Source organism: Leptothoe sp. ISB3NOV94-8A (assembly GCF_043421595.1).
GTDB classification, from domain to species: Bacteria; Cyanobacteriota; Cyanobacteriia; order Phormidesmidales; family Phormidesmidaceae; genus Leptothoe; species Leptothoe turfae.
The window spans coordinates 3,212,529-3,230,465 of sequence record NZ_JAXSQW010000001.1 but is presented as its reverse complement, the minus strand read 5'-3'; the positions used below and the strand labels follow the sequence as shown (position 1 = coordinate 3,230,465).

Genomic DNA, 17,937 nt, shown 5'->3' with positions numbered 1-17,937 from the left:
TCAAAATTATGAGTTCAAAATCCAAAAAACTTAGAGATTTCGGTGCACCACAGATATGCTGTGACGCACCATTAGCTTGTTTGAGATGAAAATTTTTGAAGTGGTAACATAAGTACGCATTATCCCCTCAAAGCCAGGAGAGCAAAGCAACTATTCTTTGCCATTAGGACTACACTGAACTCTTTGCTTTGTTGCAGTTTATATGAATTCTACGCTCCTTCTCCCAAATTTAAGTTATCAAAGTTTGCACCTGTCCAAGGTCATTAAACTTGATGATAAAATCATTCACAAATCTTACGCCCGCATTCTCTAAGGTCTTGACATGTGTTGTACTCCCCTCCCAAGCTTTTGTCCTTCCTTGTTCGGTATTCTTGGCAAGAAGAAAAAATGTCTTGTTCGGATTCGCTCCAATACGCTTAAGTTCTGAGAGAAATTGGCCTGCAGGGACTTTGGTTACCCCCGATGAGAGGATCATTGTATCGACATTAACCATTCCCTCAGGGATCGCCTTAAAGTTCTTAAGCGACCCGTGGTGTGCAAGTTTCAATATGTTTACAGGCTCCTCCCCATCTCTAGACCATACATCAAGCACCGACTCTTGTCCGCGCTCTGTCATATCTCCTAGTGATACATACGTATGCAACCGCAAAGGTGCATTATCGACGGCCGCATTCATAGCTCTCCACTCGGTCTTCAACATTATGCCCATGCTCTTGGCGTTTTCGTCAGTTGCGCGCATCGTGCTGCCTCCTGGGTAAATCGCTGTGCCAGACCACTCTATGCGCCCTATCGGCCCATCCCCGTCTAACTTTACATCATGCTTACTTCGCCAACGGAAAACCTCCTCCCCATTTGTCGTCACCTCCTCTGCTATCGGCGCGTCAACTATTGCCTGACTCGGCGACTCTCCATACAGCACCCTACCCATGGATTTTAAATCAGCTTTGGTGAACTCGTGGTCTGCGTGTCCGTGGGTGTTAAATCCTACCTCGTTCGCCTGATGAGTTCCTATGTCCTCCGCATCTGAATCATATCCTTTGTTTATGTTTACTCTCTTTTTCTCTCGTTTCCTTGCTGCCGTGAGGAATTTTTCTCTATTCTTACGTTGAGTGCCCGCGCCTCCATCAATTTGCAATAACTTCCGCGAATTCATTATGTCTAACACACCTGCATCACCAGCGCGGCTGTCAGTTCCTCCACCAAATTGCCTATATTGCGACAATATTGGCCTCCTTGCATCCCATGGAGGAGGCCCCTCTTTTTTCCTTTTCTTTTTACTTGGACCCGATGTTTGAGAGAAATCGGTAGATCGATCTGCCTGTTTCCGCTTCCCTCGACGACTCGGCTTTCTTCTCATTGCGTGGTGCTCCTTTTCACTGTGTGTAGTAATGCAGGTGTTGGTTGGAGTTTTGAGTACAGATGTTTATATTTCGTGGTGCTTTGTGCTTATCCGCTATGTCCCCCTGTGACGTGTCGCATACTTTACCTTTATCTCCGCATCTGTGAATGCGTTATAGCATAAGTATGTGAAACCAATTAGCTCTCAGGTATACAGGCCCCCTTTCCCTCAAAAGATAGATAGCGCTCATTACCAAAATTCAACTCAAACAATAGACCTTATCGGTTATGAGACAGCTACGCTGTTAGTAGAGTTTGCTAATGCCAATAATCTTGTTCTTGGCACTGTGTATGGTGCAGCCATATTATTTCCGATCAAGTCTAATTTATTACTCGTTTTCGAATATCGATCCATAGATGAATCGAAAAATAGCAGTTTCAGATATAGAACAGTGTGAATACTCATCGGTCATCTTCCTATTAAATTCATTAAATATTAACCGCCTTCTTGTCAGCGGCCAACACTATTTTATGGCGCAACTGCGTTAGCATTGCATTCATCATTTCCATTGCAAATACCTTATTAACTGACACTTGCTTTATAAGACAACACCAAATGCATGTTGTCCAGTCTCCCTTTCTCTCCTTTTGCGTCAAATCGCCAATTCATTCCAGCATGTCCCACCACCAAACTGTCCACCAGCAACAAACCATGACTCCGCAAAGTTAAAGCCGGATTCTCGTTCATCACCATCGTCACATTCTCCTCCTCTTCCATTTCAAACACACTATAAATAGCCGTTAGTTTCTGTCCCGCCATATTCGGGAACATATCACGCGTTACCGAAATCTCCAGCTCTTCTGTTTCCCCATAAACAAACGCAAAAAACTCATTTGGAAACATCTTCGCCATATCGAAAAGCACTGCCGCATCATAGGGCTTCAACATCCCCTTCACGGCATCGGCAAATACTTGCCCCCCCTGGCGCGCCGTATATTTCATCTCAATTGCCGCATCTGCCAGCGCGTTGATATCATACGAACCCCGTTTTCCCCCTAACTCCAACCGCCAGGACGACACCGCCCCCGTCCCCTCAAATGGCAGATAACGTTCATCGCCAAAATTCAACTCAAACACCCCACTGCTCGTTTCTGAATATTGATCCACCTCGGAAACTGCAATCTGTTGGTTGGGTCGCCAATCACTACGAATGCTTAAGGGTGGGTTGTCCTTCATATCTATCAGGTACTTCACTGCCTTCGGGTCAGGTTCCATTACTGTTTTATGGCGCAACTGCGTCAGCGTTGCGTTTACCGTTTTTCCTTGCCCCGCATTCAGCTTCACCGCAACCGTTTTTATCTGCCGACAATAGTGACCGGGAAAGTCATAATCAAACAGGGCTTCGGTAAACTGAAATTCACAAACACCCTTGCTCTTGAGATCCAAATAGGCCATCGGATCCAGCTCAATTAGAGAAATGGTTTTCGTAATCTCAAAGTCACGGCTGTGCGTTTCTAGATAGGCCTTTTCCATCCGGTCTAGATCAAAGTCCAGTTGCTCACTGGCTAACAGGCCCCTATGCAGACTATCCCAGTAGGTACCACTAATAAAGTTCACCTGACTTTCCGGCACACCCCGCTCAAAGCTATAGGCCTTCTCCGCCGACTTGGCAATATCATGGGCCATCTTATAGGTTTGGAAATACAAAGCTGACAGCTTACTCTCCATCCACTGATACAGCTGCAGATTCGAGAACTTCTCTCGCATAAACGTGGTGATAGATTCGTTGTGCTCTATCTCTTTGTCATGCACTGCTAGCTCCTGCATGGCTACCTGAATTTGCAATTTTGCTCCAGCGATTTGATGGTCCAGCTGCTCAATCTCTTTTTTGGCCATCTCCAGTTGCAGCTCCCAATCCTGCCGGGTACGTTGATATTGGGCCACAATACCGGCTACCTCGCCAAGCATACTGACACCTTCGGCAACAGACTCTATGGACTCGGCGATAAAGCCCAGCGAAGCGCCCACCGTCGAGCCCCCCGTTTCAGCCCCAATGGTAGTAGGTGCCCCAACTTTCACATCAGGAGCAACATTGGCCACCGCCGCCCCCAGTTGCAAAAATGGTATCAGCAAAAACATGATGGATGCTACACTCATCAGCCCGATCTGCGCCTTTTCTGCCGGAATCAATCCGTCTTTAATGAGAGCATCGTAATGCTTCTTCTGGTACTCAATACTTTCTTTACTTATTTTCAGGCTCTCTAAATTTTCTTTGGCTTCAAGCAGTTGAGCCTCACGGATCTCACGGGTCATCTGTAAAATGACACTTTCCTGTCGACTCTGTAAAAGACTCAGTTCTTCTGCATCTTTCTTTTCAATCGTGCCTAATAGCTCATTGCCAAACTGGCCCAGCTTACCTACCAGCTCCCGCGCCTTGTTGAGCATAAAGGTAAACCGATAATGGGGCACTGCCACCATTTGTCCGGCCAGGGCAGCACTCAGACCACCGCCACCTGCCACTGCCCGCACCAGCGCCATCGGATCAATCGGCGGCTGGAATAAAGGCAGAGGCTGTTTCTCACCCAAAATGTTCAGACTATGGCGAATCTTATAAAGCCGGTCCTCCACCCGGTCCCAGTACTTCAAAATCTGGTCATTCTCCGGGATATAGAAATAAGGATTGCCAACACTTTCATGCATCACGCCCGCATGGGTCAGACTTCTCTCCTCACGCTGATCGTCAGAAATATCAAAGAGAAAATCATAGGCATTATCATCTGTCTCCGCTCCTGTATCCTTCAAAGCTTCGTATGCGATCTCCTCTGAAAGCACCTTTGTACCCAAGCTACTGGGCTTCTTCCCAAGCAAATCATAGGCCAGAATATAGAGCATCCGAGCCTCGTTGATGCTCTCATGGGTATACTGGCCAAATAGCATATCGCCCCAATCCAGCAAATTGTCGATATAGGCCATCACCGTCGTACGACGATAAGCAATACGACGCAACCTAGCAATGGCGTGGGGATCAAACGGATCATCGAGATAGGTTTTTATCTGTTCCAGACCATTTTTTGTCATTAGGGTATAGCGGATCGGTAGCCGTTTGATTAGCGCTATAGTTTCTTGAGCTGTGGCAATATTCGCTAACGTTCTCTCATCATCTGTTTCGGAAAGACTATCTAAAGAGTCTTCAAAATTTGTCACTTCCTGCCAGGTCGTCAAGTTACCCTGGTCATCCCATTTACCAAGGCTGTTAAATATAGAAGCCTCAGCCTCAGCCATTGATGTCTGACCAGACAAGGCAGACGCAAAGGGCATCAGTTTGGCAATAAGCTTTGCAGCTGCGCTCGTCGTATCCTCATCGTTTTCTTTCCAGGGTTCAATCACCGCTATCAAGGCATCAATATCCACCGCCCGGAATGGCAAGAATTTCCAATAATCATCACTTTCAGTTGGGTCAAAAATATACTCGTACCATTGTTTGGCCTCTTCAAATTTCTGAGCTGTATTTAAAGATTGCGCGATCAGAGCGGGAGCATGATAAAACAACTCCCAGTAATACACTCCATTGGCACCTCGAAATTCAAGGTGAGAGTTGACAGGAAAATGGATCTGACTCACTTTGTCAGGGGCAACTCGAATAATCGCATCTTCGGTTGAAGCTTTAGTCAGATCTTGGTTAAAGGTAAACGTTGGCAGCTCATCAATTTCCTGATTTGAGCGCCGCATCAGACCATCAATACCATCAATAAAAAGTGTTTGACTCAATTGACTGCCCGTCATTGAGGAAAGACGAATAATGTCGTAGGGCGGTTTCTGATATTTGAGATACTTCTGCCCAGCAATCAAATATAGATGCTTATCTGTTTTGTTGTAATAAGCCGCATCGAACTTTTCAAACCCTTCTGGCAATTGCCATTTTTGGCTAACCAATCCGTCGCTGTTGCTGCCAGTCTTGGGGGCAAACTCTTGATATCTACTATTTGAAGACTCATGTCCATCATCAAGTAAAATTCCAACGATTTTGCTATCCTGCTCAAAGATTTTGCCCCCACGCTCAAGAACATTACTTATCCAATCTGGAAGCTTGTCGATATTATTGGCTAGCTTTTTGGGATAGCCTATTTCAAGAGAATATCCCGCTTCAGGTAGGGGCACTGTAAGCTCACTCGTAGCGTATCGATAATACTGATCGCCAGAGATCAAATAAGCCCAATCATCGATAGTGAATGCTGCATCGACCCACCCTGTTTCTTGAATATTGTTCCTGACTTTTCCCCAATCCTCCTTAATCGAACGTGGGGACTGACTAGAGTCATCTGATAATGGCTTGCTTTTGATATAACTTTTACTCTTAAAGAACCAAACAATGTCATCGGGTCTTTGTTGGAATGCAGCATCGATAGTGTCCCAACTAGGCAAGCCATCACTACTACCATCTTTTTTGAGAGTTTTAGGATAACCAGAATCTGGAGCAGCCAGAGTTTGCTTGGAGAAGCGCAGGTATTGTTTCCCTGAAACAAGGAAAACCTTGCCATCTTTATTGAACGCTGCATCGACTGTAGATATAGAAGATACAGTCTTTAGCGATGCGATATATTCCTCGATCGTACCTGCTTTTTGCCATTGAATAGGACCTGGACGACTACCTGGAAGTCCATCGAACACCATATACTCCAGAGCATCATTTTCATTTGCTCTTATGGAGAAAAGATACGTTTTTTGCTCTTGACTGTCATAAAAAATACTATCTACATCCTTTCCAGGAGCATTGTGAATCTCTATCTCAATTCTTTGCGAATCATCCTTTGTGTCTTTCTTCCATCGGACGATCGAAGGATTAATTCCATTTCCAGGATCTTGAAGAATATATAAATAGTCCCCCTGAACAAAAACAGCCTTCATATTTTGTGCATTATTTAAATCCTTAAACACTAAGGCTGAAGATCCTCCCTCGTACCTCATATATTCAAGAACTGAATCATTCTCGACAGTTAGGTATACGACTTTACCCCAAGCAAAAGCCGCTTTTATTTTCTCTAAGTCGATATCTGTTGAATTTGTCTGCGTGTAAAGCTTATTCAGTCGCTCTTTTAACGTTTTAGGAGATATGTCTTCAAAGAGAAATTCCCTACGATGATTGAATGAGTATTTCTTACCTTTGTACATGAAGACACTACGAATATTCGACAGCTGCTGCACTGGTGGCCATAGCTTGGAAATCTTCTTAGGTTTCGTCAAGTCTGAAGACGTAACATACTCATTACCGTTGAAAAAGTAACTCGTTTCGCCAATCTGGAAAGCGGCATCAATGCGTTTCCATTTATCTATATTAGGAAGTCCATCAGTATTTCCAGTTAAGAGTCTGGGGTAAGACTCATCGACGTAGTCGTCATATCCGCCATCCGCTTTATGAGTATAGGCAACGTATTGATCGCCACTAAATAGAAAAGTTTTACCGCCTCGAACCAACGCGGCATCTATCTGACCGTTTGATCGAATATTATTTTTGACAAGCCCCCAGGCCTCAGTTGTTTTTGTTGCACTTTCACCCTCAATGAGGAACTCACTTTCTTGGCCACCTTTGTTGGAAAATAGGTAGGCTTTATCGTTAACATGCAAGGTGGCAGAGACAGGTGTAAAGTTATCTGGTAATTTATCAAGTTTTACCAGGTCTTCAAGGTCTCCCGGCTGATTCTGCTCAGTCTGACCGCTAGTAGGTTTGCAGAGGAAACTTCCCCCTTTATAGTCATAACAGACCCAAGATAATAATTGTTGACCCACTGGCACATTTAATAGTACAGGCCGCCCAATCTGGGTAACATCTTCCTGAGGAAACAGTTCTCTAAACAGATCAACACCGACTATCGATATGGACGGTAGCTCCTGCATCACCTGATTGACACTGTTGGTCTCGGGATAGAAGTGAAATGTATTTTCTTCTTCTTTACGGGTGACTAGTTTAAATGTGACCTGTGGTGAATTGGTTGAAGACTCTAGGGCACTCTTATCTTTCTGCTGAACAACGATTTCAGCAGTGCCATTTTCTTGGTAAGCGAGAAATGTATTAGGCTTAGAAATGGGTTGCAATGAATATCCATCCCCTTTTTGCCCCTTAGTGATAAAAAAGAATCTTTCTTGTGCCGCTGTACCCTTACCTGTCTGTCCATTTAGTTCTTTCAGCTGGACATTACCATTAGCCGTATCACAGTACAAATAATGCTTTGGTTGGGATACCGACTCAAAAGCAACTCTTGCAGGGCCTGAGGAATTACTGGGATCAGAAACGACCTTAAATTTCATCCCTGCACTCAAACGCTCTCCTGGGGGTATAAATTGTATGGTCACCTGACCATCTGCCTGTTTGGTTTCCCAAGAATCTAAATAGTGGGGGTTATGCAAATTGGATGCTTTTAAGGAAATTGCTAATTCAACATCTTCATAGTTTTTGGAATCTATCGAAGCATTTTCATCTTTAGTCTTTTGGTTGTTTTCGGAATCTTCTGGAGCGTCTTCATCTGCTGAATTATCTTCCTTCTTAGGGGGCAACGTCACTTGCTTTTCAGTAAAATACTTTGATACATCGTTGCTGCTAAGAAGTAAGCCACTGCCATTATTGAGCTGTGGCTTAATTTGTCGCTCGGTGGTATAGTGGCAACTCACTTGAATATGGTCTAAGTCAGTGGCAACCGCTTCTTTAAGACCATTAAATGTCAAAAAGAAATCGACAATCGTATCATCAGAAGTAATGTCGTAATGGATTTTTTGTGGAGGTACCCATTGTTTATTTAGATTAAAATAGGAGTAATACACCTGCAGCACCGACTCATTCACCACATCACTTTCTGGCTCAAAGCCGCTGCTCATATCTCCTTTTAACCTAACCTTAGTATCAGAACCTACGTTGCTACGTATTTCAACCTTGGCCCAAAAGACAAATATCTTATTGAGGGCAAATACAGGATACACGTGGTCTGCATCAATTTGTACATTGACCTCCATCCAAGGCTTCCACATCACTGAGTCGCTTTGCCCTTCCACAAAGGTGGCCATCCGATAGTAATACTGATGCGGCTCACTTTTAGTGCGTCCAAACAGAATAATATCTTTGTCACCTTCGTTTTCAATACTGTCATAAACGTAGCCACCGGCAATGGTAAGGCGAGAGACTTCGATATAGCGGTCGATGTAGTGGTTAAATGCTCGTGTGATCGTCTCCTCAGTCATTTCTCCCTGGAGTAGATCGTTTTCTAACGTCTGGAACTCAGGAGTTTTCGTATCTCGCAATTCTGGGCGAATGTAGTTTTCTGGATATAGAAATACCTTACGATTGGCTTCCCACACTCGATAGTTGCGCATCCATCGCCAGCGCTCTTTTAAGTCCTCTTTTTGAATGCCACCATTATCAGAAGGCTTTAGGGCGATGTCTTCTAAATTGATAAAATAACGATGGAGGTAAAGCTGAACCGCAGAAATCGCTTCTTTAATGCGGGATATCTGAGCCGACTCCCCCATTTGAACATCGATCAACAGTTTCTCATAGAGGTCCCTGGCATCCTCAATCTCAGGATCTTGGAAAATGATATAGGGAACCAGGGCATCTCTTTTCAGCAGGTTGAGTTTATTGTGAACTTCATCCACCAATACCTGCCAATCGGGGCTGTTGCCATTCTTGACTCCTAAAAGCTCCAATAAAGCGTCAGCCGCTTCTCTTAAATTGGGCTCTGTGTCGTAGCGCTTTAACCAAATATCCTCATAGGCAGACTTTGCGCCAGTCGCCATTTTGTCAGTCAGCGCAAGAATATCAAACATCCGACAAATCAGCTCAAGATTAAACTGAGTTTCTTCCTTGGCGGCGGTTGGCAAAAAGGCATTGTTTCGCTTAAGCCACTTAACCTCTTCAATATCCCAGTTAAAAATATCCGCCAGCAAGGCATAGGGGTGCTTCACATAGCCCTTCAGAAGCTCGACCAGGGTATGCTCCCCGCTGTAGCTATTCTGTAGTGCTTTAAACCGAGTGATTAGCCTAATATCTTCCAGGCGGTAGTCCGACCAGTCACCCCAGCGGTCAGTAAAGTTAACCGGGTAAAACCTTGGCAGACAGCCATAGTCATCATTGAGATAGCGAACATACTGTTCACCTTTGACCAGGTAAGTACGCCCCTCAAAGGTGAACGCACTATCAATGCCGCTTGCAAAGGAATCTGGCACATCAAACGTGGCATTAATACGCTTGGGATATCCGGTTTCCACATAGTACTGCTCTGTATCAGCATACCGAATAAATTGATTGCCCTTGAAGGTATACAGCCTGCCCATGGCATCAACAAATGCCCCATCGATGGGGACTTTGTCGGTGGTTGCAGTGTCGAAGTTATTGGTGATTTTACCCCAGGTGTCTTTGATCGCCTTTAACGTAAGGCTTTCAGTATCGAAATATGTTTTGTCCTTAAAGAGGTAAACAACGTCATTTTCATTTTCATCGTCCTTCCTATCTATTAATGCAGCATCAATGCCAGAGTAGAATTCCATTGGAATGCTGCCTGCTGTTTCAGTGGCCAAGTCATGCGCTAGACCAGTGGCAATCCGTTTGGGATATCCATCGTCAACATAGTCATAATTGGCCTTGGAATATCGCACATATTGATCCCCAGAGAACAGATATGTCTTCCCATCTGTTGTGACAAATGCAGCATCCACATCACCGGTTTCAGCCAGTTGATTACGCCGATGGCCTAAATTCTTGATGCCACAGGTATAGGTTTTATTGTTAGATGAGACATAGCAGTTATTACCCATAAAGACATAGATATGGCGATTATTTGCCACAACGGCATTAATAATCACCGCGTCTTCACTGCTGTTTAATTCCCCTGCATGGCTCTCAAAATCGGGGGGCAGATTCTCAAAGCCTGGCTCTTGCCGGAGATCTTGGGTAATCAATTTGGGATACCCGTCATCAATATGGCTATAGTCGTTGCTGGAATAGCGAATGTATTGATCACCTGCAAACAAATAGGTAACAGCCCCTTGATAAACAAAGGCAGCGTCTACCCTATCTTTGAATTGATTTGGCAGAATCCCCCAGTCATCGCTAATGGGTTTGCGTTCTTTAAATTCACCGTTTGTATGGGCGATATAGCATTCGTCACCAAAGAAGTAGGCTGTACCGTCAGCCCCCATAAAGGCAGCTTGCAAATTTTCAAACAGGTCATCATCCTGATGAATGCCATCCCATAGTGTATCCAGCGACTTGGGTTGAAACCAATGACCGCTAACAACATTGAACTGTAGAAACTCTTTACCTTTAATAAACAAAAGGGTGTCATTATTTTCAAATTCAATGGCATCAAAAGCACCCCATCCCTGAGCCTGGTATTCAGCCGGCATGTCCCAGAAGTCAGCATCGGCAACTTTAGGAAATCCTGGGTCTGGTTGCTCGTAATCGGTCGAGGAATATCGCACATACCGGAAAGTACCATCATAGTCGGGCTTTTCAAATAGGTACGTGTACTCTTCCATCACGTAGGTCACATGAACGCTGGTCAGTCCACCCCAGTGATCTGCAATGGGTTTAATGGCGGGGGCATGGTTTGATTCCCGGAATACATCCTTACCAGGGTAGGTGTCGCCTTCATAGACTACATACTGATCACCACTGAAGATATAGGTTCTGCCATCACGCCCCACAAAACCGGCGTCGATTACATTTTTATCCTGAATATTGTTACGTACTCGCCCCCATTGATCGGCAATGGAAAACTCACGGTTTAACCCCTGATTGAAGAAAGTATCGCCTTTGAACAGATACCAACAAGTATCTGTTCCCTGGAGAACGACATCCAGCCCAATCTTGTAGTTAGGTGGAATATCGACATCGACCAACAGAGGCGGCATTTCGGGTGTCAGCATAATGTCTTGGCCTGGTAGCCCGCTGTCTCTACTTTCTAGACTACTAATGTGATGCCAATCATAGGCTTTAATCCCTTTCTGTCCATTGTTTATCTCCAATATATGGTAAAGAATAGGCAGTTGTTTGATCAGGTCAATCGCTCGTTGGGTAGTAGCAATTTTTCCTAGGGTTGCTTGATCACCATCTGTTGGCAATTCACTTTCAAAAGCCTCTAACTCGGGCCAAGTTTTGTATTTGTCAGTACTCTCATCCCATTCGCGTAGCTGATTGAAGCTGTCAATCATGGCCTGATCAATAAGAGCTGAATTAGATAACGCAAGAGCAAAGGGCTGCAGTCGTCGTACTAACTGCGCAGCCAAATCATTATCGTTTTCTTTCCAGAGTTCAAGATCTTCAATCAAGGCATTAATATCTACTGCTTTCGCAAGGTATACTGCCCCCTGATCCATAAAGGCACAGCCTACATTTATAAATGCAGTATCTCCACTACCCAGGTACTTAGCACAGGGTTCGTCGGAAACAATATGGAAGGTAGAGCCCTTGAGCAGATAAATGTTGCGTCGATCGCTAAAGGCAGCATCAATCCCTTCTTCAAACACCATATCGAGGTCTTTAAACCGGGGCTCATCTTTCAGCAAACCAATGACTTTGGGATATCCAGGCTCGATACGAGTATGGTCAGCGCCTCTATAGCGGAAAAATTGATCGCCACTAAAGAGGTAGGTATGCATGGTCTTAACGATTTCAGTTGTGCCATTCTCCTGTTGTTCTTTCTCCCTGGATTCCACCACGAGAGCCGCATCGACTTTGCCGTATTCTGCAATATTATTTTTTACGTTGCCCCATAACCGGTTTGTCGTACGAGGATAGCCATTATCTAAGTGGCAGTAATCATCACCAGAAAAACGGAAATACTCATTACCACTAAAGAAATAGGTTTTACCATCTTTGCCGGAGAATACAGCGTCGACAGCTGTAACCCCCTCCCACATTTCACTGATTAGTCTGGGTTCTGACCACCAGTTTTGACCACGATCGAAGTAAACAAATACGTTCTCGGGAAAAGTACGATCTAGAACTGATGCAATTTGTCTGATTAGGTCACTTTTTGTTTGATTAGAAATTGATTGACTATTAAGTGTTTCCGCTAAATTCTGAATAAGGGCTGAATCACGTAAAATCTCACCATTTTCTTCACTACCGATAATGATGACGCCACGCTTATCAAAAATACGAGCATGATAAGAATCGCCAATTTTAGCCACAATGACTAAGCTCTTACCTTCTGAGGGAAGGACGGCATCACTCTCAAGTGAAATAAATTTTAGGTCATACTCACGTGAGAATAAAAATGTCTTACCATCCGGTGCGTTAAAAACTGCATCAACTTCTTCAAAATTGTGAGTGCTTTTTATCGCCTCGGGCAAACTCCACCAAAAATCATCAGTTTCTACCTGCTGTTTAGGATAACCATCATCTGGTTGCTCGTAGTCGTTGGTGCTATAGCGAACATAGGCTTTCTGTCCGGTTTTAGTCCCGTCAGCTTGCTCAACCTCACCGTTACCAAATAGGTAGGTTTTGCCATCACGAACAAAGGCTGCATTAATTGCAGTTAATCCACCCCAATCCTCACTCACATCACGGGGATAGCCTGAATCAACCTCAGAATAATCGCTGCTGGAGTATCGAAAATATTGGTCACCACTAAACACATAAATTCGCCCATCTAACCCTGCCAAAGCAGCATCAACATTACCACTGGTCGTCAAGTGGTTTGGAATGACGCCCCAATGTTCTCTGATATTCACGACGGTTGCAGGTTGAGTCGCATCTATCCCAGCGATCGCAACCGATTTTTCACCTTTGAAAAGATGGATATGGCCATCCTCACCTTTAAATGCGGCATCGACGCCAGCGTGAAACTCTCCCGGTAGACCGGGACCAAAGTGATCGACTAAGGGCTTAGGAAAGCCCTCCTGAACCATCACATCCTCATTTTCAAGGCAGTCACGATAGACAAAGACCTGGTCTCCTGACAGAACAAAATACTGAGAGCCGTCTCCGTAAAAAGCATCAACCCGCTGTGTGACCTTTAGGTTATTCTTAACCTTGCCCCATATTTCATGTGTTGACTGAATGTCATCTGGAGCGTTAGTGCTAATAAACTGACCATCTTTAAATAAGTATGTCTTGTTGTCTATTCCATGAAATGCTGCATCCAAAGATCTCTGAAACTCTTCTGGCAGCATGTGATTCCTTCCTTCATCTTTCCAGCTATCCATAATGTTTTTGGGATAGCCATCATCGACGTTGGTAATATCATTGGAATATCGCACATATTCATCGTTAGAAAAGAGATAGGTATAACCAGATTCATCGGTAAACGCTGCATCGATCACCTGTAGATCTTCAAAGTCATGATCGACCTGTCCCCATTCTCGCTCTTGAATTTGCCAAACGCTTCCGTCCTTGGCATCTGTTTCTTTGACATAATAGGTGCCATCAACAATAAGAACATCACGTCCTCGACCGTCTACAAAAGCAGCATCCACACGAGAAGTGCTGATGGTATTGTCTTTGCCACCGGTCAGAAGTGTAGAGAGTTTATTGTCCTCGGCCTCAATTAATTCATGGGTTATAGAAGAATAGGCCCAATATCGAGCATCGCCATTTTTCTCTTTTGCACTTTTGAATAAATAGATCCGACCGTCTGTACTTTCTAGAAGAGCATCCAATTTCGTGCTCTGTTCTTTGCTGCCATCGCTAATGACTTCTGGTAGTCCAATACTCTCTGGATATTTCTCCACCAGATTCTGATCGTGAAAGGCAATGTCAATTTCGTCTTGGTCAAGCTTTAATTTGGCAGCTAGCAAAGAAAACTGCTGGATTCGTCGATAGGCTGTATTAAAGCGGCTGCTATCAGGCTCGCGATCAATTGCATCATGGATATTTACTGTTGCTAAAATGGGCACTAGCCATTCATCTCGCACATTGACAGCATCGCCAAACACCTGCTTAGAGATAGCTGCAATACTGTCTGCTGGGACCCCAAATACATCTTGTAGCGACTGATAAAGCGCACTGTCCTGGTCAGCTACCAGTTTTTTGTGAAGCGCTACGATTTCTTGAGCTGTTTGATCGACTTGTTTTGCGATCTCATGCAATAAAAAGAAAATATCTTTGTTATAGTCTTCAAATGCCTGCACCGTGAATTCAAGGGCATTATTGATATTCAAGAAATACGGCAGCTTATTCGCCAGAATCTGACGCTCTTCTGTGAGATAACCAGTAAAGATTAAAATATCGACTAGTTCTTCGATTTCAGATTGCTCAAACTTGAATGCTTCAAAGGGTGCATTAGTTAGACGGTATTGATCGGCTGTTTGAATAATGGATCGAACACGCTCAAACACGACTCGATTGTGGTTAGGCTCAAACGGCCACGCAATATCTAAGGTTGGTGCATTTTCTAAATTCTTAAAATAGTCTCGCTCTTGTTCCAGGATGCGATCATCTTGTAAATATTCACTGGCCATTGCTTCAAATGCCCAGTCAGCAACTAATTGATCGGCTACATCAAAAAACTGCTCTTTCTTAAAGGTATAGGCCTGACTCTTATGCCGCTCGATATGTGTCTTCAGTACAGTTAAAATTTTGTGTCGGTGCGGATAGAAACGTAATTCTAACAGCATGTCTTCTGCTTTGACCTGTAGCACTGCGATATGATCAGCAAGTACATTCTCTTCATTAATGTATTCGTTAAATCTGAGATTTTCGACCAGATCGTCAAGCTCCAGCTCAGCTAACGGCAAATCAGCGAAAATACTCTTATTAATAGCGATTTTAGTTTGTATGAACTTCTCAATGGCTGTAGACAGAAGAGTATGTACTTCGCTAGCGTATTCACCAATGCCAGCGTGGATCTCAAACAAGTCTAGATTGTCAATAGAGTCAAAGGTTGAGCCCTGCAATAAGGTGCCATCTTCACTCAGAAAACCATTGAAGATCAGGTTGTCATATAGCTCATCTAAATGTGCTTTTGAAAGATCCAGGGATTCAAAATCAGACGGATAGATAGCCGCATCAACATTCTCTTCATTCAAAGATTGGATTATTTCAAACAGGTCTTCCTTGATGTCCGTAAAATCGGTTTCTAGGCTAAAGCTGGATGCAGACTCTGGTAACATCGCCCCGTCTAGCATGCCCTCGTTGCTTAAGTAGCCCATAAGGGTAAGGTTGACAAAAATCTTATCAGCAATTTTTTCTTCAAGGCCAAGCCCCAGAAAATCAGCCTGTGTGATCAGATAAACGCGCTCGATGGCACCAAGAGCGACCTCCATCAACACTTTTTCATGGGTATGAACGAGGCGTTTGTCGGCCTTTACAGCGAGAGCGCTGTTCATGACCCCATTATAGATAATGCGGGCAAATCGGCTGTCAAACGTATTGGAGACAAAGGATGCTGCGTCTAGTAACGAAGGTTTTAGTTGGCCATACACATTATTAAGAAGGGCAATCTTCTCCTTTTTAGCCATAACCTCTGCCGATGATTTTTTCTCATCATTCAGGTCAATGGCTTCTTTCAAATTACGTCGATGCCGGCCAGTGGAAATCTTTAGTAGCTCTTCCGCTGTCAAGCCATTGTCCATCAACCATTTAGTCAGGCTGTGGAGAAGCTGAACCAACCATAGCAATTCCTCGGCTGAGCCCTGCCATAAGATTTTATAACAGTTTTGCTCTGTGATGTTGTAGTCAATAAAAACTCCTGTATTACCCAGCTGACGAACTATCGGATCCCACTCTAGAATATCTAGAAGTATAAAGAGATCTTCGAATGAAGTATCTAAGACCTCTGCGAGTTTACTAGTCCGATACAGGGTGGACAGCATAGACATTTCCTCAGTGGAGCTAGTCCATAAGCTGTCATGATTATCTTCGTCTTCAACATCTTCGTTAGCCCGACTACGAAATCCTCGAATGGCTACCTCTAGCTGTTTTTCAGAAATTTTTAAACCTTGGGCAATGCGATTTCGATAGACTTTATTATCTAATGCCAGAATATCGCCATTGTATTTCAGCTGAGTAAACTCATCAAATTGGATAGGTTTAGGAGAGTTTGCACCTATATAGGTTTTACCCAAACTTGCAAAACTTCCATTAAACACACGGTTGAACAGATCTGTAGGGAGGTCCTCACCACCATGCCCCATATCGCTCATGATACTAAAAAGGGCACATGTTTCATCGATCTTTAGGTCAAACGCTGTGCCTAAGTTTTTGATAATTGCAATTCGCTTAAGACTTTCAGTATTCAGGCTATGGTCACAGCAGTCTCGAATGATGAGATCTAGATCTGAGATCGAAATACCCGTAATTTTAGACAACCGAATGAATCGTTGTACTCGATCAAACCAACTCTCTGGAATGGATGACGGTGAAGTTGATTCAGCACTACTCAACCAAACGATAGCGTCTTCAGTATCGTTGTAGCTGGTACAGCCATCGAGTGCAAAATTGTAGAAGAAGTCCGATTGCCGTTTTTCCGTTAATTCTTCTTTGGACAGCTTGCCTGTAATCAGTTCCTTGAGTTCCAGATGGGTCAGTTCTATGATATCTAGAAAATCTTGGGCTGAAATACTGGTTGTAGCACCTATATCTGATAGGCGGTTACCATATCGAGATCGCAGTTCGTCTCCGCTAGTTTCTGTGGTGATTACAGTTACTTCTTCTGCAGAAAGACCAAGATACTCCCAGGCAACCATCTCCTGATCGTAGGATTGGGCAAATGCTTTATGAAATTTTTCTGGTGTGATGCCCAGGTATTTTTCATACAGAGCAATGAGATCGCACTCAAGGTGAAACGGCAGATTGAACGGATAATTAACCTCTCTTAGAAGGGCATAAGCATCTTTATCAGACTTTGTTTTAACATTCTTTTCTAGGACCTCATTCACAATATCGAGGTATGGAAGGAGTTTAGACGTATTCTCAGCGTCTAGAAGTAGCTCCTGGAGATCGCCCCGTCGTTGGTTAAAATTGGTAGAACCATCAAACTGGTCATCCTGGTCATCATCAAACTGATCATCGAGTAACTGTAATAGATCGACCAGATAAGCGGCTGGAGAATATACCGACCGTTCTTTATCAGCTTCTCGAAAATCAATGTTGCCAAATAGCTTTACATAGTTGGGAAAATTAGAATTACTCATGGGGGCAAGTCTCAGAGTAGATGCGATAGATGTAATCGTCTTAACAGAACATTGAAGGTCTGATGTAAATTCGTCCGTTGGGGATTTTCTCGTAGAGATAGGTATAACTTAAGAAAGCTGTAATCCAATACAATTAGAATTTTAAAGGCATTACTATACTACATAGATCTCAATGTTTATATTTCTGGAGAAGTGATATCCAAAAATCAGAGATAGCCTTAACTCTAAGGAATTCCGTCTAGGTAAAACTAGACTAGTTTTGTTGGAGTAATAGTATATTATTAACTGTTCTTAACGATATACAACCATTAAAATTGAGGCTCACTTTTATTATGAAAATTTATATTTCAAATATTTCAAACAAGTCACAAGAATCCAGCATCTGAAAACTTCAGAAAATTGAATCATAGAATCTAGACATATCAAGAATGTCGCTGAATGAATCACTCTATAAGGATGACTCTCCTCTAGAAGTC

2 protein-coding genes are annotated in these 17,937 nt (G+C 43.6%); both read right to left on the bottom strand.

What is annotated here, in order from left to right; genetic code table 11:
• Nucleotides 1–229: 229 nt before the first annotated feature.
• Nucleotides 230–1,357 carry a ComEC/Rec2 family competence protein gene (locus tag SPB21_RS13705; RefSeq protein WP_499866861.1) on the bottom strand — a complete coding sequence of 376 codons (1,128 nt, stop codon included), beginning with the start codon at nt 1,355–1,357 and terminating at the stop codon, nt 230–232.
• A 564-nt stretch (nt 1,358–1,921) separates the two neighbouring features.
• A complete protein-coding gene (locus tag SPB21_RS13700) occupies nt 1,922–17,461 on the bottom strand; it encodes a Tc toxin subunit A-related protein (protein ID WP_499866859.1) in 15,540 nt (5,179 codons plus the stop codon).
• Nucleotides 17,462–17,937: the final 476 nt, after the last annotated feature.

What these genes read in the sequence shown, in the direction of transcription:
- SPB21_RS13705 (WP_499866861.1), bottom strand. Translation starts at nt 1,357, where the DNA reads ATGAGAAGAAAGCCGAGTCGTCGAGGGAAGCGGAAACAGGCAGATCGA.
- SPB21_RS13700 (WP_499866859.1), bottom strand. Translation starts at nt 17,461, where the DNA reads ATGAGTAATTCTAATTTTCCCAACTATGTAAAGCTATTTGGCAACATT.